The 18455-nt window shown below is 59.5% G+C and carries 21 protein-coding genes; 8 read left to right on the top strand and 13 right to left on the bottom strand.

Going from position 1 to position 18455, the window contains the following annotated elements:
* Nucleotides 1-170: 170 nt before the first annotated feature.
* The 6 genes from IB279_RS37755 to IB279_RS32740 form a co-directional block, all read right to left on the bottom strand.
* Entirely contained in the window at nucleotides 171-302 is a 132-nt protein-coding gene (locus IB279_RS37755; protein ID WP_256439309.1) for a hypothetical protein, read from the bottom strand.
* A 67-nt stretch (nucleotides 303-369) separates the two neighbouring features.
* Nucleotides 370-555 (bottom strand): hypothetical protein, encoded by a 186-nt coding sequence (locus IB279_RS32750; protein ID WP_083523701.1) that lies wholly within the window; start codon nucleotides 553-555, stop codon nucleotides 370-372.
* A gap of 351 nt (nucleotides 556-906) precedes the next feature.
* Entirely contained in the window at nucleotides 907-1032 is a 126-nt protein-coding gene (locus IB279_RS37750) for a hypothetical protein (RefSeq protein ID WP_256386711.1), read from the bottom strand.
* Between the two features lie 197 nt (nucleotides 1033-1229).
* Nucleotides 1230-1352: a hypothetical protein gene (locus IB279_RS37745; protein ID WP_256386710.1), complete on the bottom strand. Its 123-nt coding sequence runs from the start codon at nucleotides 1350-1352 to the stop codon at nucleotides 1230-1232.
* 293 nt (nucleotides 1353-1645) lie between these two features.
* Nucleotides 1646-2023 (bottom strand): hypothetical protein, encoded by a 378-nt coding sequence (locus tag IB279_RS32745; protein ID WP_060606860.1) that lies wholly within the window; start codon nucleotides 2021-2023, stop codon nucleotides 1646-1648.
* A 518-nt stretch (nucleotides 2024-2541) separates the two neighbouring features.
* Nucleotides 2542-2775, bottom strand: a complete 234-nt coding sequence (locus tag IB279_RS32740) for a hypothetical protein (RefSeq protein WP_060606857.1) — start codon at nucleotides 2773-2775, stop codon at nucleotides 2542-2544.
* A gap of 1623 nt (nucleotides 2776-4398) precedes the next feature.
* Between IB279_RS32740 and IB279_RS32735 the strand changes: the two genes are divergently transcribed.
* From IB279_RS32735 to ligD, 3 genes are read left to right on the top strand one after another with little or no spacing between them, the layout of a single operon-like run.
* Complete coding sequence (locus tag IB279_RS32735; protein WP_060606852.1) at nucleotides 4399-4728, top strand: hypothetical protein; 330 nt, start codon at nucleotides 4399-4401, stop codon at nucleotides 4726-4728.
* Nucleotides 4725-4943: a hypothetical protein gene (locus IB279_RS32730; RefSeq protein ID WP_113189681.1), complete on the top strand. Its 219-nt coding sequence runs from the start codon at nucleotides 4725-4727 to the stop codon at nucleotides 4941-4943. The genes IB279_RS32735 and IB279_RS32730 overlap by 4 nt, the downstream gene beginning before the upstream one ends.
* Entirely contained in the window at nucleotides 4944-5918 is a 975-nt protein-coding gene (ligD, locus tag IB279_RS32725) for a non-homologous end-joining DNA ligase (RefSeq protein WP_113189682.1), read from the top strand.
* 649 nt (nucleotides 5919-6567) lie between these two features.
* Here the strand turns inward: ligD and IB279_RS32720 are convergent.
* On the bottom strand, nucleotides 6568-6702 hold the full coding sequence (locus tag IB279_RS32720) for a DUF982 domain-containing protein (protein ID WP_113189691.1): 135 nt from the start codon (nucleotides 6700-6702) through the stop codon (nucleotides 6568-6570).
* Nucleotides 6703-7124: 422 nt separating this feature from the next.
* On the opposite strand from IB279_RS32720, the gene panD reads away from it, so the two are divergent.
* Nucleotides 7125-7577: an aspartate 1-decarboxylase gene (gene panD, locus IB279_RS32715; protein WP_060606845.1), complete on the top strand. Its 453-nt coding sequence runs from the start codon at nucleotides 7125-7127 to the stop codon at nucleotides 7575-7577.
* 411 nt (nucleotides 7578-7988) lie between these two features.
* Nucleotides 7989-8285: an antibiotic biosynthesis monooxygenase gene (locus tag IB279_RS32710; protein WP_060581446.1), complete on the top strand. Its 297-nt coding sequence runs from the start codon at nucleotides 7989-7991 to the stop codon at nucleotides 8283-8285.
* A gap of 78 nt (nucleotides 8286-8363) precedes the next feature.
* On the opposite strand, the gene IB279_RS32705 is transcribed toward IB279_RS32710, so the two are convergent.
* The 5 genes from IB279_RS32705 to IB279_RS32690 all read right to left on the bottom strand — a co-directional run bounded on the left by IB279_RS32705 (nucleotide 8364) and on the right by IB279_RS32690 (nucleotide 11277).
* Complete coding sequence (locus IB279_RS32705; RefSeq protein ID WP_127890851.1) at nucleotides 8364-8555, bottom strand: hypothetical protein; 192 nt, start codon at nucleotides 8553-8555, stop codon at nucleotides 8364-8366.
* Nucleotides 8556-8585: 30 nt separating this feature from the next.
* Nucleotides 8586-8864: a hypothetical protein gene (locus tag IB279_RS32700; RefSeq protein WP_060606839.1), complete on the bottom strand. Its 279-nt coding sequence runs from the start codon at nucleotides 8862-8864 to the stop codon at nucleotides 8586-8588.
* 91 nt (nucleotides 8865-8955) lie between these two features.
* Nucleotides 8956-9078, bottom strand: coding sequence for a hypothetical protein (locus tag IB279_RS37740; RefSeq protein WP_256385321.1), 123 nt, complete (start codon nucleotides 9076-9078; stop codon nucleotides 8956-8958).
* A 418-nt stretch (nucleotides 9079-9496) separates the two neighbouring features.
* Nucleotides 9497-10579, bottom strand: a complete 1083-nt coding sequence (dinB, locus tag IB279_RS32695) for a DNA polymerase IV (protein ID WP_192340587.1) — start codon at nucleotides 10577-10579, stop codon at nucleotides 9497-9499.
* 26 nt (nucleotides 10580-10605) lie between these two features.
* Nucleotides 10606-11277: an SOS response-associated peptidase gene (locus tag IB279_RS32690; RefSeq protein WP_060520190.1), complete on the bottom strand. Its 672-nt coding sequence runs from the start codon at nucleotides 11275-11277 to the stop codon at nucleotides 10606-10608.
* Between the two features lie 233 nt (nucleotides 11278-11510).
* On the opposite strand from IB279_RS32690, the gene IB279_RS32685 reads away from it, so the two are divergent.
* Genes IB279_RS32685 through IB279_RS32675 form a run of 3 tightly spaced genes read left to right on the top strand, consistent with a single transcriptional unit; the run spans nucleotide 11511 to nucleotide 16973 of the window.
* The gene (locus IB279_RS32685) at nucleotides 11511-12272 is read left to right on the top strand and encodes an ImuA family protein (RefSeq protein ID WP_060529251.1); all 762 of its coding nucleotides are present in this window, start codon (nucleotides 11511-11513) and stop codon (nucleotides 12270-12272) included.
* A complete protein-coding gene (locus tag IB279_RS32680) occupies nucleotides 12187-13710 on the top strand; it encodes a DNA polymerase Y family protein (RefSeq protein ID WP_113189684.1) in 1524 nt (507 codons plus the stop codon). The genes IB279_RS32685 and IB279_RS32680 overlap by 86 nt, the downstream gene beginning before the upstream one ends.
* Entirely contained in the window at nucleotides 13707-16973 is a 3267-nt protein-coding gene (locus tag IB279_RS32675; protein WP_192340585.1) for an error-prone DNA polymerase, read from the top strand. The genes IB279_RS32680 and IB279_RS32675 overlap by 4 nt, the downstream gene beginning before the upstream one ends.
* Nucleotides 16974-17057: 84 nt before the next feature.
* Here IB279_RS32675 and IB279_RS32670 read toward each other — a convergent pair whose 3' ends face one another.
* Nucleotides 17058-18311, bottom strand: a complete 1254-nt coding sequence (locus IB279_RS32670; RefSeq protein ID WP_113189686.1) for an ATP-binding protein — start codon at nucleotides 18309-18311, stop codon at nucleotides 17058-17060.
* Nucleotides 18312-18455 lie beyond the last annotated feature (144 nt).

Here is an 18455-nt window from a genome sequence, read left to right as displayed (position 1 = left end):
CGACCCCGGAGTCCCGAACGTCCCGTCGACATACTTGAAAAAAGTATGCTCATGATCCAGGCGACGATTGCGATGACGACTATCTTCATGAGGCACTTCCGGTTCGTCACGATCTACAGCAACACCCCGGACGCCCCATTATTCCTTCGCAGAGCAAGCGGGGGGTCCCCCTAATTGGCGGGGACCATCGCCGGCGGCTCCGGTGGTGCCGTCTCGACCCCCGTTTCGAACATTAGGATGCTCAATACGAGGGCAACGAGAATGCAGATGAGCACCAGGAAGGCGACGCCGGCTTTATCCATGCCCCACTTCAGCCCTCGAATGTGGGCATAAGGAGGCAGGCAAGCGCGACGACCCAAGGACCGCGGTTTATGCGGTAGGGGCGGCAAGCAAGAGAACAATCGCGATAGCGATCAGCAGCGGCCCCATCCATCGAAAGTGCCTCGTGAGTTGAGCGAGCCATGGTACCTGAGTGTTGGTCTGAACGTAGCCAAACCCTGCTGCCGTCATCCAGAGGCCGGCGCAAAGCATGATGATCTGATCAATATAGGCCAACACTTCCAATTCCTTTGCCTACAGCCGGACGGGGGAAATCGCAGCGGCCTTCAGTCTACCGAATGATGAACCATTCTATGGGGTCGGCGCCTCGCTTGTAGCTCAGCCCCGCTTTCTCCAAGCTCTGCTTTAGGTCAACCGGACACAAACGGAGGTCTATTCGGCGCCAGTCCTCGCCGGGAAGCCATTTGGAAAACGGGTTGTGATCCTGCCACACAAGGTTTCGGCGCCGCTGAAGTCAACGAGTTCGCCAGGAGGTTGGATCATCGCCTACGGCCCGATTTGAGCACGGATCCTGGAGTCGCGGCGTCATTGATGTCCAGATTAACGCAGCCCGCGCGACCGTGGGCGTTACTTCTTATTGGTGTCCTTCACCTGAGATCCTAACGTCGGCGCAGCGGGTTTCGCGGCAGCCTTGTCCTTGTCCTTCTTGGGCTTTCTGGCTTCCTTATTGCTTCGTACCTGACCTTTGGCCATTTGCGCGTCTCCTGTTGACGAAAGAGCTAGCCGCCAACGGCGAGGGAATAGCAAGCGAATTCGGTCATCTTGAATGCCATCCCCACTCTCCGAGGTTGGATCAATGCCAGTCCTAAAAAACGCGCGCCATGAGAAGTTCGCGCAGGCACTCGCCGACAAAGGCAAGACAGCCGATGTTTTAGGGAGGACGGCGCCTGTTAGTCTTCAGATAGTTGCTCCGCAGTCGCGACGACCTCGGAAGTCCCGAACGTCCCGTCGACATACTTGAAAACAAGTATGCTCATGATCGAGGCGACAATTGCGATGACGACTATCTTCATGAGGCACTCCCGGTTCGTTGCGATCTACAGCAACACCCCGGACGCCCCGTTGTTCCGTCGCAGACCAAGCGGAGGGCCCTAATTGGCGGGGACCATCGCCGGCAGATCTGGTGGTGCCGTCTCGACCCCGGGATCGAACATTAGGATGCTTAATACCAAGGGCAAGGAGAATGCAGATGAGCACGAGGAAGGCGACGCCGGCTTTGTCCACAACCAACTTCAGGCTTCGAATGTGGGCAGAAGTCGGCGGGCGAGCACGCGAAGAACGCCGGTGGTCGCTTCCAGCACTATGTTTAACCGCCGCAATAGAGTTTCAGTGAGGCTGCGCGCTTGCCAATCTCAACAGATCTCGCAACGGCGGAAGGGCTTTGCGTTGGGAGCTTGCCGCCGCTTGATTGCATCATGACTTCGAGGGCTTGCTCGACTTCTGTCAGATCAACGGTCTTCTTCTGCGCAAGAAACCAATCTGATGTTTTTTGCCGTATCATGTTGCGAAATCCTGCCTCTACGGCGCCCTTGTACTTAAGTGGGGCAACCACGCGCATACGCGCCGGTTTCCCGTCGGACGTGCAACCGTAGACGAAAATGCCGTTCTTCGCGGCGATCGCGTTCTCGCTACAAAACGAGAGCACCCCGGCTATTAGCAATGTAGCAGTCAGCGTGGGTTTCACAATTGCCCCTCGAAATTTCCCCAAGTATAATGTTCACTCAACGGCGCAACAAATGCAAGTTGTGCCCCTGGAATGCGTGACCATGCAATGACCGCCGCCTATGCGGGAGGGTGGCCGCCTTCTTTCGCGGTCTATTGGCCGTCCGATTCCCTCAACGAGGTACGGCGTCTATGCGGTCGGTTTTGGCTGCGCTAGGCGGTGTTTCATAACCAGTGAAGATCGTCGGCGCGGGTCTGAAGGCCCAAACCATAAGGATGCCCACGGAAGCGATGAGTAGCGAGAAAACGAGACGACTTGACATGGTGCTTTCCTCCTATTTGGAGCGCTGTGAATGCTGATGCATTCGTCGCCATTGTCAGCTCGTCATTTCTGGCAAAGAGACGCGCAAGCGCCGTTTGAGCCTCGCGGTCCGTGCGGTTAGGGAGGGGTCGGTTGTGTCCGGTCGCCGCATGGCAACCCCAGAAGAATAGCACACTTCTCGCCGTGTGGTCGCAATTAGATAAGCGCCGAAGTCTTCGTCAAATTACCAACTGCACGATATGAGCAAAGGGCGTCATTGCCCACTTGCCGCTGTCATCCTTCGCAGTTTTGTAGATGATGAAGTCGCGCCCAATAGTAAAGGGTCCGTGCATCGTAATCTCATTGCCGGTTGAGAGTATTGCCCGAAATTCGTTTGTGTGGCGCTGCTCAATTTGGCCCCTGATCAAATCGGATAGGTCCTGGTCCAAAATACTGGACTGCGTGTCTATCATTGGATTCCCCCGAATTGTTGCCGCCTAGATTTTGATGGCGCCACAAATCACGACCGTAGGCAAGGGGCAACCGTCCATGTCTCCGAGCGGTGGAGCGGCCGGCACGAGTTCGCAAAGAGTGAGCACCGGCAACGGCCCCCCGGAGCGTCGGGGGTCAATTCCTCTCGCGCCGCAGGGCAAGGAAAACCTGGGAGCCGTTACCAACCGCTGTCTCTGGAAACGGTTCCGTTCCCACCGACAAGTCTCCTCGGACGCTCTCCTCAGGTATCTGCCGATTGACCCGACGTAGCTGAATCTGCAGCCTCAGTGGATACGGTCGCCGTCCTTCGGGTTCCCCTCCGTAAAAAAAGAAGGCCCCGTCCGGGGAGAGCGGGGCCAGAGGTCGGCGTAATGCCAATAGGCTCCATTCACCTTACTATCGATGGAGATCGGCCTAGATTCGCGGGGGTAATGGATCATAGGCAACAGGAAACGCCCTGAGGCGCCGAAAGTTCCTGACGCCAAAAAAATGGCCCCAAAGTGCAACCAACGGGGCCAAGAGAGGTTCACTGTCCAATGAGCCCTCGCAGGGGAAGTGGATAGCTTGGGCTCGTTGTCTAAACCGCAATCCAGGGGACTTGTTCCGCGCCACCATGTCGAATCCTACAAATTGCGCGGTGGCAAAGGATTATCTGATACAGGCATGGTCACGAAAATCACAGCCCCGATAGGGTGGCCGGGTTTTCAGAAAAGAGGCCGGGGCGCACCTTCATAGGTGCCCATGCACGTGAGGGCTGCGCAGAACAGCAAGAATTGGCCCCCTGGAGCTATCGGGGGCCAATTCCTCTCTCCGCAGGGCAATGGGAAAACCTGGGAGCAGACTACAAACTGCTGTCTTTGGAAACGGTTCCGTAGTGACGAGATCTTGGGCGCGCTCTTCAGGTATCTGCCGATACCGTTGGGGGCCCATCACGTTCAAAGGACTTGGAACTTAATTGATCTACGATCCGCTGCGTGAGCACGGAGTTTTCCCGCTTGACGGGCAAGGTACGCAAAGTAGTCCATCGTCTTGTCGCTTTTGCGCAGATGCCAACTCGATCCGGGATTTGTCCTGTCCTCACCGACTGAAACTATTGCATCGACGATTGTTCATAAGGCGACACATGCCCGGTTTATCAACGTCGGCATTCCTTACGGCCATGAGAACCGCCATCGTGTCGAAGCTTGCATCCGACAAGAGTTCCCCACCCACGCCGAACCAGGCTTACTGCGACACCGCCCGCGAGCGCACTTGGGAAACAGGCGAGATCGCTAAGAGTCGCCATTCGGCAAGCGAAATGGCCCCGTCATTCCCGACGGGACCTAGAGCGCGCGTGCTATACCAACCGTGCTACACAAAAGGGTCTCCATTCTTAAAAATTTCGATGAAGGCCCGCCTTGATCCGTTGGGCAGTGGATCATCAGCAATGCAAACAACGGCCGCGGATGCGGAATGTTCCTCTGCGCTGACCGATTGCGAATGAGATCGCTTGGTACGCCAACCGAATCGAATCAATTGTGGCGTTTAACTGTCTGTCGATAGTAAAGTGAACCTATCCACGAGTATTGCGTTAGGGCCAAGCGGTGCGTTGAGGAGGCGGTGCTGTGAACACGAAGCTCCATATCGACGGGTCATTTCAGGCCATGCGTCAGGCGATTGACGATGCGCGCCAGGCGTTCGCGAGCGGAGGCGCCGATCATCATCGCGACGCCCTACAATACCTCGGTCGCGTGGTAATGAACTCATTGGCCGAGATCATTGAAAATGACGGCGGCACAGATGGTTACCTCTACGACGCCGACGGCATCGCGCAGGATATCGAGGATTGCTACCAAAAGCTGGTAGAGGAGGAAGAGGCCGCGGAACCGGACAACGAAGCGCGGCAACCTACTCATGGAACTATGAACCTTCGACAGCAGGGAGTGGGGCGATGATCACTGGCTCGGATCTGCTGCAGATTTCCGTTGCACGCATAAACATGGAGCGCTCCGAACTCGAAGAGGCCGGCGTGATCGATAAGGGTATCGACGGTGACAAAGCATGGTCGAACTTCGCACGCGACATTGATACTTTCATTGTCAAGCTGCCGCAAAGTCGACTCGCTGCGTTAGCCGCGATAATCCAGAGACGAGCAAATCGTCAACGTTAAATGGCTAGAACCCTTAGAAAGAAACCAACCTCCACGCCGCTGCCCGAACCGATGCCGCGGCGCGTCGAGCCATGCGTCGCTACCCTCGTCGATCAGCCGCCGAAAGGTCCGGAGTGGACCTTTGAGGTGAAGTGGGACGGGTATCGGCTGGCGATCCATGTCGAGCCAGGCGAGGTGAGGGCGATCACTCGCGGCGGATATGACTGGGCTAAGAAGTTCGGTTCCGTCGTCGCCGATGCGCGCGAGCTCGGCCATGCGACCATGATCATAGACGGCGAGGCGGTTGTGCTCGACGACCGGGGCCGCTCGGACTTCGGGTTGCTGCAGCGCGCGGTCGGGAGAAGGCCGAGCCTGCGCGATGCCGGAGAGATCATCTTCTTTGCCTTCGATCTCCTCTATCTAGACGGCCAGGACCTTCGGATGATGCCCTTGGGTGAGCGCCGGCAACTGCTCGAGCCGATCGTCGCCGGTAGGGCTGGCACCATACGTTTCTCCGAGGAAGTCCAGGCTGACGGCGCCGATTTCTTCCGTGCAGCTTGCGAACTCGGCCTTGAGGGGATCATCGCGAAGCGGCGGGACGCGCCCTATCGATCCGGGCGCCGGCCGGAATGGCTCAAGGTTAAATGTGCTTGGCGCGATTGGTTCGTGATCGTCGGATATGAGCCTTCGACGATGCCAGGCGCGATCGGCCGCCTGCTTCTGGCGGCGAGGAAGAGGGACGAGCTCGTCTACGTCGGCGGGTGCGGGACGGGATGGAGCAACAACGAGTCGGTGCAGCTTCGCGAACTGCTCGACGCGATCCCGGCTAAGCGGCCACCGGTGGCACTCAAGCGCAGGGGCGCGATCTTCTCCGAACCGCTGCTAGTCGCCGAGGTCGAGTATCGGGCGTGGACGCAGGACGCGAAGCTGCGCCATCCCTCATTTAAGAGGGTCGGCGAGCGAGCGGAGAAGGTCGAAGTTTACCATCTCGATTAAACGTCTGATCTTTTGGTCGCCGTGCTTGGTGAGGCAGTCAGTGCTCGTGCCCATGCCGACAAGTCGGGCAACAAATCTCCGACGGTTGTACCTCCACCGGCCGCCATCCCATAGTCGATCGGGTCGCAGAATTCCTTTAAGCGCGCTTCGAGGTCCAACTCATTACGCGTGCCGGTCATGTACAGTTCCAGCGCATATCGGGCCAAGCGCTCAGCCTCCTCGCTCTCGCGGCTTATTGCTCGCGCAATTGCGACCTTATCAAAGACCGATGAGACGACCGTAAAATCTTGAGGAAGAATGTATCCAGATCGGCGTGGAGAAAGCATAGCGCAATCCCTCCCTTAGGGCGAAAGCGCATATGATCTCCCAGCCGCCGGAGCCCTTCTTAAAGTCCAGCGATAGTCTCATAATGCGCCGTTGGAGGCGCATTAGAAATTAACTTTGACATGTGGAGCGGAATTCTCGTTTTTCCGCTCTTGGCTGTCAAATTTTCGGAAATTGCGGCGCGCAGCATCCACTCTTTAGCATTGATGCGGATGCAAACTCGCGTCGCGGAATCCCGGAATAGTTCCCGAAGTCGGTGTGTCGACACCGCGCAAACGCTCTACGCTGGGCCGGATAGCCCCACGCTCCTAGGGACCTCGACACGTCATGATTGCTCGCTCATAGCTGCGTGCCGTATCGGCCATTCATGTTCGAGAAAATCCGTTGCGTCGTAAAACGATGCGAAAATGCGGTTTGTTCCTGGCTGCAGGCGAACCGATAGCGGAACCGTCGAAGGTATCTCAAGAAGCGCTAAATATCCTCCTTCGGCAAGCTAACGGGCTGAAAAATAAACTGAATTAGTCGTGTCGGGGGGCGGGCTAGTACATACGCCGTACGGATTGCGACAACGCGGGAGGGGAAAAGCTGGTGCCGACACGATTAGGATCGTCATTCGAGCCGGTTGATATATTAGCAAAGCCGTACCGGAATTGTCGAAAGCGACCTTCCTTGCGGGCGGCTTTGTTCGTATCTGAGCGCATCGGCTTGGCCGATGGAGTTTTTCTTCCCCGCGTTCAGAGAGCCATCTGGGTGCGAACCTTGCCCCGCCTTCCCCGGCGGGGCCTTCTCTCTGCTTGGCGATTGGCCGTGCGCGAAGATTTCTGCCTCGTCGGCAGCGCCAGGGCGCGACGAAACCTGATCAACCGCGAGGTGTGAAAAAGCATGAGAAAGCTGGTCGCAGGGAAGCTCCATGGCATTTATGTCACCGAGGCGAACCTCAACTATCATGGGTCGATCACTCTTGACCCGGACCACTGTGAGGAGGCCGGCATCTTGCCGATGGAGTTCGTCGAGATCTGGAACAAGAATTCCGGGGCGCGCATCTCCACCTACGTCATCCTCGGTGAACGCGGTTCTAGGTGCTGCATCCTCAATGGTGCGGCCGCACGCACATGCCAGCCGGGCGACCAGATCATTATATGCAACTCGGTTTACCTCGACGAAAGCCGGCTTACTTCCTTGAAGCCGAAGGTACTGACCTTCGACGAAAACAACCGCGTGCAGGATCGCCTCAGCTACTCGGTTGAGGTCGATGCATCTGGCAAGTTCACTTTCGAAATCCTCGACGAGGCCGAGACGGCATTGCCGATACCGCTTATGGTGTCCGGCAGCTGATTGGATTTGGCCAAGAGGCAAGCCTGACGGCTGTGTCGTCGCCAAGGACAGAAACGCAGCGGTCGCGGCCTCGCCAGCAACACGGCGTTCGTTGTTGCTGAACCAGTTGCCGACGACCTTGCCGCACTGGAAGAAGAGAACCGCAGACTGCTGGCATATCGCCTTCGGCAAGAAAATACACAGCTACGAGCTATGCTTGAGCGGTTTGGAGCAACTAGCTGGCGCGCCGAGGCGGCGTCCGCACTCACTCAGAAGCTTTCCGATCCCGGACTAGTTTCCTCGAACTTTGGCCATATATCTCCGATTGGCGAGCCCGTTCTTGAGGCTTTCTCGGTCGGGTGCAGGCTCTAGCCAAAAGCGCAATTTGGACGGCAGATTATCAGAGGCAGAACAAGGCTCAGGGAGGCGCTCATGACCGCATTCAATGTCGTCCGCTTCAAGGTCAAGCCGGGGATGGCTGAGGCTTTTCTCGGCGCTCACCGGGACATAGCTCAAAGCTGGTCGGGTCTGCGTCATGCCAACATCATCGAGGCTGGCGAGGGACGATACTGCATTATCGCGGAATGGGAGAGCATGGAAGCATTGGCGGCGAGCCGGCCGCAGATGGTCGCCACGCTTGACAGCTTTCGTGAGACGCTCGAGGACCTCGGAGGAGGGCTCGGCGTAACCGACCCAATTGCAGGCCTGGTCGTCCTATCAGTGAAATAAACCGGAAGCGGGTTTGCCGTGGCGATGCGTCGTTGGGCTCAACATTAGCCGGCGATGCCACAAGACGTGTCTCGTCGTTTAATTGCGCTTTGCCGTTCGGGCACGTTCGCGCAGCATTTTCAGGTGCCTCCGCCGGATGTCATCGATGGAAATGTCACCCGCAATCCAGAGTCTGAGCAGAGCCTGGAACTCGGCGGTGTGGTCAATTGCAATGCCCCTTGCTTGCCACTTGGCAATCATACGATCGGCGATTTCTTTGCGGGTGGCCACGTCCTTTCCCCTTCCTGGTCTGTCCACTCATTATGGCGCGGGGCGCCCCTGCGACGTCAGTAGCAAGGATTGGTCTGGGCGCTCGCTCGCCGTCGAGGACTGCCGATAAGTGTTCGTCAGCCTTTCCGCAATTTGCATTGCTTGCTGCGCGGTCAATCTGAACTGCAGCGCCGACACGTTTTCGAGATCCGGATCGGCGCTGAATTCGATCCTCAGGAAAAGCTCGCCCGTCTCGTCGATTGCAGTGTTCCAGCAGACGACCGTTGATGCCCTTATGTTGCCGTGACCGTCCGTATTCCAGTCGATCATATTCGAACCTTTCCTCTTCGGGAAACAAGGACGCAGAGTTGGTCATCGTATCGATGAGCCGAACTCATCCGTTCACGGCGATTGCGTCGCTCTAGAGCGCACTTCCCATGACCTGGACTACAACGGCAACGACGGTGGCCGCCACAGTGAGCGCGGCGCCAAGACGTGCAACCTTCATCCGGCGATGCCGCGCGCCGCTCCAGTCATAACTCATCGCTTAACCTTGCGCTTGTGGTTGAGAGGTGCCTGGCTTTATGGGCAAAACCGCAACCCGTGGGCGGGGTTACGGTTCTGAGTTGCCGCTGTACGCTACAATTTGATTGGCGACTGAACAAAGTCTGCAAGGTTATGGTTAATTAAGAGTTTACTGAATAAGGTTCCCTGCAAAGGCCGCCCGTTCGGTGATCACGATTTCCATGATTTATACGAGTGAATGGAGTGAGCCTTGGTGGGTGCGGCTCGCGCTGCTGCATTCTCAATGGGCTGCACGGACGTGCCGTCATTTGCAACTCGGTCTGTCACGGCGAGGGGAAGCTGGCCGCATGACCCATCCCACTTTTGGTAGCCGGCGCATAGTTGATCCGCCAACCCTCATTCGGTCGTTCGGTGTCCTGGCAGACGAGCAAGCTGTTTTAGAGCGCGAAGGCAAGCTGTGGCTTGCTTTCGATCGTTGCTTCATCGAGTGACGACAGTGTCATGCCCAGCAACCGAATGCCTTTTGGGGCAGGGAAGAGTGGAGACAACAGCATCGTCATGACCGCGGCAAGCTCTGCGGCACTTGCGATCGGTGCCGCTGTTGTCTTGCTCCTAGTGATCTGAGTGAAATCCGCCCATTTCACCTTGAGCGTCGCGGTCTTGGCGCGAATGCCGTTCGCTTCGCAGTAGCGCCAGACCTTTTCGATCAGCGGTTCGAGGCCAGCCCTGGCGGTCTCGAAATCATGGACGTCTACGGAGAACGTGTCTTCCGCGCCGATGGACTTGCGCACCCGGTCGGCCTTCACTTGACGTTCGTCGACGCCGCGGGCGATCCAGTAGAAGTAAGGTCCCGATTTTCCGAAGTGTTGCTGCAAGAAGGCGATATCGTGATCCTTCAGATCGGCGCCCGTTTCAATCCCGAGCTTGTGCATGCGCTCGGCGGTTGCCGGACCGACGCCATGGAATTTCTTGACGGGCAGCGCCTCGACGAAGGCCGGACCGTTCTTTGGCGTGATGACGAAGAGGCCATCCGGTTTTCTCTGGTCGGACGCCATCTTGGCGAGGAACTTGTTATAGGAAACGCCGGCCGAAGCGGTCAGGCCTGTCCTTGCCTTGATCTTGGCGCGGATCTCCTCGGCGATCTCCGTCGCAAGTTCCATTCCCTTGAGGTTCTCGGTGACATCAAGATAGGCCTCGTCGAGCGAGAGCGGTTCGATGAGCGGCGTGTATTCGGCAAAGATCGCGTGGATCTGCTGTGAGACTGCGCGGTAAGCATCGAAGCGCGGCGTCACAAAAATCAGCTCCGGGCATTTCCGCTTGGCGGTGACCGACGGCATGGCCGAATGGACGCCGTATTTGCGCGCCTCGTAGCTTGCGGCAGCCACGACGCCGCGCGCCTCGCCAAAGCCAACGGCAATCGGAAGCCCGCGAAGTACGGGATTGTCCCGCTGCTCCACCGAGGCGTAGAAGGCATCCATGTCGACATGGATGATCTTTCGCGTGCGCTCAGAGCGTTCCATCACCGATCACGCGACCCAACGACTGGTCATAGCAGCAGGTCTTCTTCGGGCAGGGCGGCAGGAGGCTCGACGACAACAAGCATGTTGCCCGGAAGCGGCCGCTGCAGGTGCTTCACCTCGTCCCAGGATCCGGTGAGCCACAGATCGACCTCGTCAGGTGTGGTCAGGATCACCGGCATGGCCTTTTGATGGATTGGCGAGACGATCTCGTTCGGGGATGTGGTGAGGAAGCCGAAGAGCTCGTATTCGCGCTCACCATCGCGCACGCGCCTGACACCCTTCCATGGCGTCCAGAAGCCGGCGAAGAACATCAGCGGCCGCTCCTTAGTTCCGGCAAACCAGGCATTGGGGATTTTACCGCCGGGAACCTTGGCCGCCGGATCCGGCTCGGCGAAGGAGTTGAAGGGGACGACGCAGCGACTGGTCGCCCCGAGCCAGCGTCTCCAGTGCGGAGAGGCGACGTTTCGGATGTTGGTGACGCCGGGATCGTAGTTCTTCACGAAAGCGGGCGGCGAGGGCATGCCCCAGGTGACACGCGCGATCTCTCGCTCTCCGTCTTCGCCGACGCGGACTACGGGCGCCTGATAGCCGGGATAGACGTCATAGGATGGCTGGTTCCAGCCTGCCTTGTCGCGGAATGCCTTGGTGAATGCGATCACGGCATCACGTGTCGTCGTGATGTTGTAGAGATTGCACAAAGTTCAGTCTCCCTTTCTCACCTAGCTTCATATCAACGACTGCTCGCTTCTGTCCCCGTTCCCCGGCATTCGATCTGTTCATTGCACCAAGCAGCGTGTCCGTGCTGGCGTCTCGATCGCAATCAACAGTCTCTTTTCTGAACTTCGTTGACTCGCAACTCAAATAGGAACAAATAGAGAACATATCAACAGGAAGCGCTAATGCATAGCCCTAAGGAGTTGTTCCTTCCAAAATGCCCCGTCCAGTCGACAATACCGTCGTCTCAGAACTTCGCGAGCGCATCCAGCGCCTTGAAGGCGCAAGCGGCCGTGGACGACAGGTGCTGCCGTTTGGTGTCACCGAGATTGATCGGCGATTGCCGGGTGGGGGGCTTGTACTCGGCTCGTTGCATGAGGTCGCCGGCGGCGGCAACGGTGCGATCGACGGCGCGGCGGCGGCTCTCTTTTGCGCGGGCATTGCCGCCCGCTCGAAAGGCAAGGTGCTCTGGTGTGTGACGCGGCCCGATCTCTTCGCGCCGGCGCTGGCTCAAGTCGGTCTTTCGCCGAGCCGCGTCATCTATGTGGAGGCCGGCGACGAAAAGGCGCTTCTTTCCTGCATGGAAGAGGGGCTTCGCCACGGCGGCCTCGGTGCCGTCGTCGGCGAGCTCGCGCGCCTTTCGATGACCGCCTCGCGCCGCTTGCAGCTTGCAGCCGAGAGTTCCGGCACGTTGGGCATTGCGATCCGCCGCTGGCGACGACAGGCCGAAGCCTCGGATTTCGGGCAGCCGACGGCATCGGTCACGCGCTGGCGCGTGTCCGTCCTGCCATCCGTCCCCTTGCCGGTTCCAGGCGTCGGCCGCGCGCGCTGGCTCGTCGAACTCATCCGCTGCCGTGCCGGCGAAAGTGCAGATTTCGAAGTGGAGGCCCCAGATGCCAAGGGTCGTATCGCTCTTCCTTCCGAGCTGGCCCACGGATCGCCTGAGGCGCAAGCTCGGCGACGCAGCTCCGCCGGCTGAAACGCCTCTCGTCCTCGTCGGTCGCGAACAGCGAAGGCGTGTGGTGCTCTCGGTAAATGCCGCGGCGATTGCCGCAGGCCTGAGACCCCGCATGGCCGCCACGAAAGCCCAGGCGCTCGTCTCAGGTCTTGTCGTCATGGACGCCGATCCGGCCGCCGATCAAGAAGCGCTCGAACGCCTGGCGCTCTGGGCGCTGCAGCGCTATGCGCCGATCGTAGCCGCCGATCCGCCCGATGGCCTGGTGATCGATACGACCGGTGCCGATCACCTGCATGGCGGCGAGGACCTGATGCTGTCAGGCATGGTCAACCGGTTCTTCGGATCCGGCATCGAGGCGCGGGCTGCGGTTGCCGATACCTGGGGGGCGGCCCATGCCGGCGCCCGGTTTCTCGCTCATCCGACGCTGGTTGTCGCTCCGGGGGCGCAGCAGGAAACCATCCGTGACCTGCCCGTCGCAGCGCTTCGCCTCGATCCTGCAATCGTCCATGGCCTTCGCGTGCTGGGCTTCAACACGATCGGTGAGGTGGCCGGCGTGCCGCGGGGGCCGCTTGCCCTTCGATTTGGACCCGAACTTGGCCGTCGCATCGACCAGGCCATGGGAGAGGTTGCCGAGCCGATCGATCCGGTCCGCACGCCTGAGCTTATCGAAGTTCGCCGTTCCTTCGGTGAACCGATTGCGGCCGCCGAGACGATTGCGCGCTATGCCGCGAAGCTTGTGGGCGCGCTCTGTCTGGTACTGGAAGAAAGAGGCCTCGGCGCGCGGCGCGTCGACCTTCTCTTCCATCGCGTTGATAACACCTACCAGGCGATCCGCGCAGGCACCGCGACGCCCGTTCGCGACGCCAAGCGCCTGATCCGGCTCATCACTGATAGGATCGAGACGATCGATCCGGGCTTCGGGATCGAAATCATGTCGCTGACGGCAACCCACGCCGAGCCGCTGGTGGCAAGACAGGTCGTTTCCTCGCTGGTCGAGGAACCGGAGGCCGATGTTTCCGGCCTGATCGACATCCTGGGAAACCGCATCGGCGCACGCCGGCTGTATCGTTTTCAACCGGTCGCCAGCGACGTGCCCGAACGCTCCATCAACCGCATCGCGCCGATGGCGCCGGACGAAGGTCTCGCCTGGCCCGGCCATTGGCCAAGACCGGTGCGCTTGCTTCTCCATCCTGAAGCGATCGAGACGATGGCGCTTCTGCCCGATCATCCGCCGGTCAGTTTCACATGGCGTGGTGTGCGCCGACGGGTGAAACGTGCCGACGGCCCCGAACGCGTCTTCGGCGAATGGTGGAAGCGCGATGCCGAGCTCGTCGCCGTACGCGACTATTTCCAGGTCGAGGATGACGCCGGCGAGCGCTACTGGATTTATCGCGCCGGCGACGGCGAACACAGCGAGACCGGCAGCCACCAATGGTTCCTGCACGGGATTTTCGGATGACGACGCCGCTTTATGCCGAGCTGCAGGTGACCTCGCATTTCTCCTTCCTGCGCGGCGCATCCTCCTGCGAAGAGCTATTCCAACGTGCCGCCGAACTTAGGCTCGAGGCGCTGGCCATTGCCGATCGCAACAGCCTCGCCGGCATCGTGCGAGCGCACCAGGCGGCCAAGGATGTCGGCGTGCGGCTGGTCGTCGGCTGCCGCCTCGATCTTGAAGGCGATCTATCGGTCCTCGTCTTTCCGACCGACCGGCCGGCCTATGCGCGGCTTTGCCGGCTGCTGTCGCTCGGCAAGAAGCGCGGCGGCAAGGCGAAATGCCGGCTTGCCTGGTCCGATCTCGTTGCCTATGGCGAGGGACTGATCGCGGTTCTCCTTCCCGATGCCGCTGACGAGGACTGCGCGCGGGAGCTGCGCCGTCTAAGGCAAGAATTCGGCGACCGCGCCTACCTGTCGCTGACACTCCGCCGCCGGCCGAACGACCAGCTGCGCCTTCATCAGCTCTCCAACCTGGCAGCTTCAGTCGGCGTGCCAACGGTCGTCACCAACGACGTGCTGTTTCATGTGCCGGAGCGGCGCATCCTGGAGGATGTCGTCACCTGCATTCGCCACAACATCACGATCGACGAGGCCGGTTTCCGCCGCGAACGCCACGCCGATCGCTACCTGAAGCCGCCCGAGGAAATGGCGCGGCTCTTTGCGCGCTACCCTGAAGCGCTTACCCGCACCATCGAGATCCTGGAGCGGTGCCGGTTTTCGCTCGACGAGCTCGCCTATCAATATCCGGAGGAGCGATCCAATCCTGCACTGACAGCCCAACAGACACTGGCGCAACTGACCTGGGAAGGTGCAGCCTGGCGTTACCCAGAAGGGTTGCCGGAAAAAGTCCGCAAGAACCTCGAGCACGAACTGCGGCTGATCGAGAAGCTTCAATATGCGTCCTACTTCCTGACAGTGAATTCGATCGTGCGTTTTGCCCGTTCAAGGGACATTCTATGCCAGGGCAGAGGATCGGCCGCCAATTCGTCTGTCTGTTATGTGCTCGGCATCACCTCGATCGACCCTGAAATCAACGACCTCCTGTTCGAGCGCTTCGTCTCCGAGGAACGGCGCGAGCCGCCTGACATTGACGTCGACTTCGAGCACGAGCGCCGCGAGATCGTCATGCAATGGGTCTTCGAGACCTATGGCCGTGATCATGCGGCCCTTTGCTCCACGGTCATCCGCTATCGGTCGAAAGGCGCCATCCGCGATGTCGGCAAGGCGCTGGGGCTGCCCGAGGACATGACGAAGATGCTGTCGTCGCAGGTCTGGGGCTGGGGCGAGGACATCGGCGAAAAACATGCCGAGGAGCTCAATCTCAACCTGTCCGATCGGCGCCTGCGCCTCACGCTCGATCTGGCCCGGCAGCTGATGGGGGCGCCGCGTCACCTGTCGCAGCATCCGGGCGGCTTCGTCCTGACGAACGATCGCCTCGACGAGCTCGTCCCGATCGAACCGGCGGCCATGGCCGACCGGCAGGTGATCGAATGGGACAAGGACGATATCGATATCCTGAAGTTCATGAAGGTCGATTGCCTGGCGCTCGGTATGCTCTCGTGCATGAAGCGCGGCTTTGATCTGCTCGCCGAACACAAGGGCATCCATCTTGATCTGGCGAGCATCCCGGCCGAAGATCCGCGCACTTACGCCATGATCCGGCGTGCCGACACGCTCGGTACCTTTCAGATCGAAAGCCGCGCGCAGATGTCGATGCTGCCGAGGATCAAGCCGCGTACCTTCTATGACCTCGTCATCGAGGTGGCGATCGTGCGCCCCGGCCCGATCCAGGGCGACATGGTGCATCCCTATCTTCGCCGGCGCGAGGGCAAGGAGGCGGTGATTTACCCGAAGCCGGAACTGGAGCAGGTGCTTGGAAAGACGCTCGGTGTGCCGCTCTTCCAGGAACAGGCGATGCGGGTCGCCATCGAATGCGCCGGGTTCACGCCGGGCGAAGCCGATCAATTGCGCCGCGCCATGGCGACCTTCAAGCATACCGGCGGTGTTTCGAAGTTTGGCGAGAAGCTTGTCCGGGGAATGGTCGCAAACGGCTATGAGCCGGACTTTGCGATTAAGACCTTCAAGCAGCTCGAAGGTTTCGGCAGCTACGGGTTTCCGGAAAGCCATGCCGCGTCCTTCGCGCTGATTGCCTATGCCTCCTCCTGGCTCAAATGCTGGCATCCGGATGTCTTCTGCGCAGCACTTCTGAATGCCCAACCGATGGGCTTTTACGCCCCGGCCCAGATCGTGCGGGACGCGCGCGACCATGGCGTCGAGGTCCGGCCTGTGTGTGTGAACGCCAGCCGCTGGGATTGCACGCTCGAGGCAACGGGGGATGAAAGCCGCTTTGCCGTTCGCCTTGGTCTTCGCATGGTCAAGGCGCTGGCGAACGCTGACGCCGCGGCAATCGTTGCCTCGCGCGACGAAAGGCCTTTCGAGACCGTCGACGATCTCTGGCGCCGGGCAGGCGTTCCGGCCGCCTCTTTGGTCCAGCTTGCCGAAGCCGATGCCTTCCAACCTTCGCTCAAGCTTGCGCGACGCGAGGCACTCTGGGCGATCAAGGCGCTGCGCGACGAGCCGCTGCCGCTCTTTGCCGCGGCCTCTGAGCGTGAAAGCCGGACGGTCGCGGAACTGGATGAGCCATCAGTGGCGCTAAGGCCGATGACTGCGGGCGGCGAAGTGGTTGAGGACTATGGGCATGTCGGCTTGACGCTACGCAGCCATCCCCTCTCGTTCCTGCGCGCCGATCTGACGAAGCGTCGCATCGTCACGTGCAAGGAGGCGATGCAGACCCGGGATGGAAAATGGCTCGAAGCCGCAGGTCTGGTGCTCGTGCGCCAGCGGCCGGGTTCTGCCAAGGGCGTGATGTTCATCACCATCGAAGACGAAACCGGCATCGCCAATCTCGTCGTCTGGGCAAAGACCTTCGAGACGTTTCGCCGCGTTGTGCTCGGCGCCGGCATGCTCGGCGTCTATGGGCGCATTCAACGGGAAGGCGAGGTCGTTCACCTCGTTGCCCATCGGCTGACCGACCTATCCGGCGAACTTGCAAGCGTGGGCGATCGGGACGCCAGTTTTCCGCTTCCGCATGGAAGAGGTGACGAGTTCCATCGTGGGGCGCCGGCGCCCGATCCGCGCGGTATCCCGAAGGGACCGCGGCCGCGCGATATCGTCGATCCCTATCTGCATCTCGATCAGATCAAGGTGAAGACGCGGGATTTTCGGTGAGGGCCAACTTCGCATTGAACGGCCGGGTGTCGTGAACCCGACGAGTTTTGAGGATTCAAGTTCCATAATAAGTATCTCGTGATTTTACATCGTCCACAGGACCGAAAGCGGAGCGGCGTGCAATTTTTCGCCAAATGGCGTCACGCGGTCGTGATCGTGCAAAACGATGCCGTGCAGGAAGCGGTCGCCTACCGCCTCCTGTAACTGACGAAGCCCTTTGAAGTCTTCAGCCTTAACCGTCGACGATGCCTTGACCTCGATGCCGACGACGCGACCGCGCCGGTCCTCGACAACAACATCGACCTCGATCTGATCCTTCGTCCGATAGTGAGAGAACGAAAGTCGGCGTTCGGACCAAGATGCAAGCTTTAGGAGTTCTGATGCGACGAAGCTTTCGAGCAAAGGACCGAAACGCGTCTTGTTTTCACGGATACTGTTGACATCGTCTTCGCGCAGGGTTGCGAGCAGGCCAGTGTCGAGAAAATGCAACTTTGGTGTTTTTACCAGGCGACTAAGCCGGTTGTTGGACCATGGCGCGCGGGTTCGGACAAGGAAGAGTCGCTCAAGGATTGCTACATACTTTTGAGCTGTGACACTGGATAGTCCGAGGGCCGTGCCGAATCCGCTATGATTGACCAATTGTCCCGCATGCTCTGCAAGAACATTAAGGAGGCGCGGCAACCTGCCCAACTGATCGATGTTGGCAATGTCGCGCACGTCTCTGTCAAGGATAAGCGCCACGTAGTCTTCAAGCCACGCGGTGCGCCGGCCGGGCTGCGTCCTGCGTACGACCTCAGGGTACCCTCCACGTACAACCGTCTCAACAAGGTCGTCGCCGAGCACAAGTCCGTCCGCGATCGCGGGCACCTCTCCCGCAAAAATGCGATCAAGAAAGCGGCCTGGGGTCGATCGGATTTCAGCCTGTGCAAACGGCAGCAACGAAATTAGGGCCATGCGGCCGGCAAGAGAGTCTGCCACCGCCGGCACGGTGGCGAGGTTTGCTGAACCTGTGAGCAGGAAGCGGCCCGGCTCATCGCTGCGATCTACGCTTTCCTTTATCGCAAGCATTAACTCAGGCGCACGCTGAACTTCATCAATTACCGCTCGGTCGAGGCCACGAACGAAGCCTACAGGGTCGGATTTGGCGGCGCTGAGTGTGCCGGCGTCATCAAGGGTGTAGTACGGCCGCTCTGTTCCAGAGAACTGTCGCACAAGGGTGGTCTTTCCTGCCTGCCTTGGTCCGGCGACGAGAACGACGCGCGTGTCCGACAGCGCCGTCTCGACCATGGAGCGGGCCTTGCGTTGGATGAGTGTGTTCGGGCGATTTGTATTGGTCATGCGGCCAATGTTAACTCCATTGGCGTCCAATTTAAAGCATAATTCCGTCCAATTTAAAATGTAACTTGCTTTATCGCGCGGCCAGTCGCTCGAAAACAAAGAGTGTACACGGAACGCGACGGACGGGGGCAGTCGATCCCTCTT

This window comes from Ensifer sp. ENS06 (genome assembly GCF_014852205.1).
Taxonomy (GTDB): domain Bacteria; phylum Pseudomonadota; class Alphaproteobacteria; order Rhizobiales; family Rhizobiaceae; genus Ensifer; species Ensifer adhaerens.
The sequence above is the reverse complement of the archived record's forward strand: the minus strand, read 5'-3'. Positions and strand labels throughout refer to the sequence as shown.

Bases quoted from the DNA above. Each gene is read 5' to 3' on its own strand.
- IB279_RS37750 (WP_256386711.1), bottom strand. From the start codon at position 1,032: ATGGCCAAAGGTCAGGTACGAAGCAATAAGGAAGCCAGAAAGCCCAAG.
- IB279_RS32675 (WP_192340585.1), top strand. From the start codon at position 13,707: ATGACGACGCCGCTTTATGCCGAGCTGCAGGTGACCTCGCATTTCTCC.
- IB279_RS32710 (WP_060581446.1), top strand. From the start codon at position 7,989: ATGACCGCATTCAATGTCGTCCGCTTCAAGGTCAAGCCGGGGATGGCT.
- IB279_RS37740 (WP_256385321.1), bottom strand. From the start codon at position 9,078: ATGAGTTATGACTGGAGCGGCGCGCGGCATCGCCGGATGAAGGTTGCA.
- dinB (WP_192340587.1), bottom strand. From the start codon at position 10,579: ATGGAACGCTCTGAGCGCACGCGAAAGATCATCCATGTCGACATGGAT.
- ligD (WP_113189682.1), top strand. From the start codon at position 4,944: ATGGCTAGAACCCTTAGAAAGAAACCAACCTCCACGCCGCTGCCCGAA.
- IB279_RS32730 (WP_113189681.1), top strand. From the start codon at position 4,725: ATGATCACTGGCTCGGATCTGCTGCAGATTTCCGTTGCACGCATAAAC.
- IB279_RS32670 (WP_113189686.1), bottom strand. From the start codon at position 18,311: ATGACCAATACAAATCGCCCGAACACACTCATCCAACGCAAGGCCCGC.
- IB279_RS32740 (WP_060606857.1), bottom strand. From the start codon at position 2,775: ATGATAGACACGCAGTCCAGTATTTTGGACCAGGACCTATCCGATTTG.
- panD (WP_060606845.1), top strand. From the start codon at position 7,125: ATGAGAAAGCTGGTCGCAGGGAAGCTCCATGGCATTTATGTCACCGAG.
- IB279_RS32680 (WP_113189684.1), top strand. From the start codon at position 12,187: ATGCCAAGGGTCGTATCGCTCTTCCTTCCGAGCTGGCCCACGGATCGC.
- IB279_RS32700 (WP_060606839.1), bottom strand. From the start codon at position 8,864: ATGATCGACTGGAATACGGACGGTCACGGCAACATAAGGGCATCAACG.
- IB279_RS32685 (WP_060529251.1), top strand. From the start codon at position 11,511: ATGCCCCGTCCAGTCGACAATACCGTCGTCTCAGAACTTCGCGAGCGC.
- IB279_RS37745 (WP_256386710.1), bottom strand. From the start codon at position 1,352: ATGAAGATAGTCGTCATCGCAATTGTCGCCTCGATCATGAGCATACTT.
- IB279_RS37755 (WP_256439309.1), bottom strand. From the start codon at position 302: ATGGATAAAGCCGGCGTCGCCTTCCTGGTGCTCATCTGCATTCTCGTT.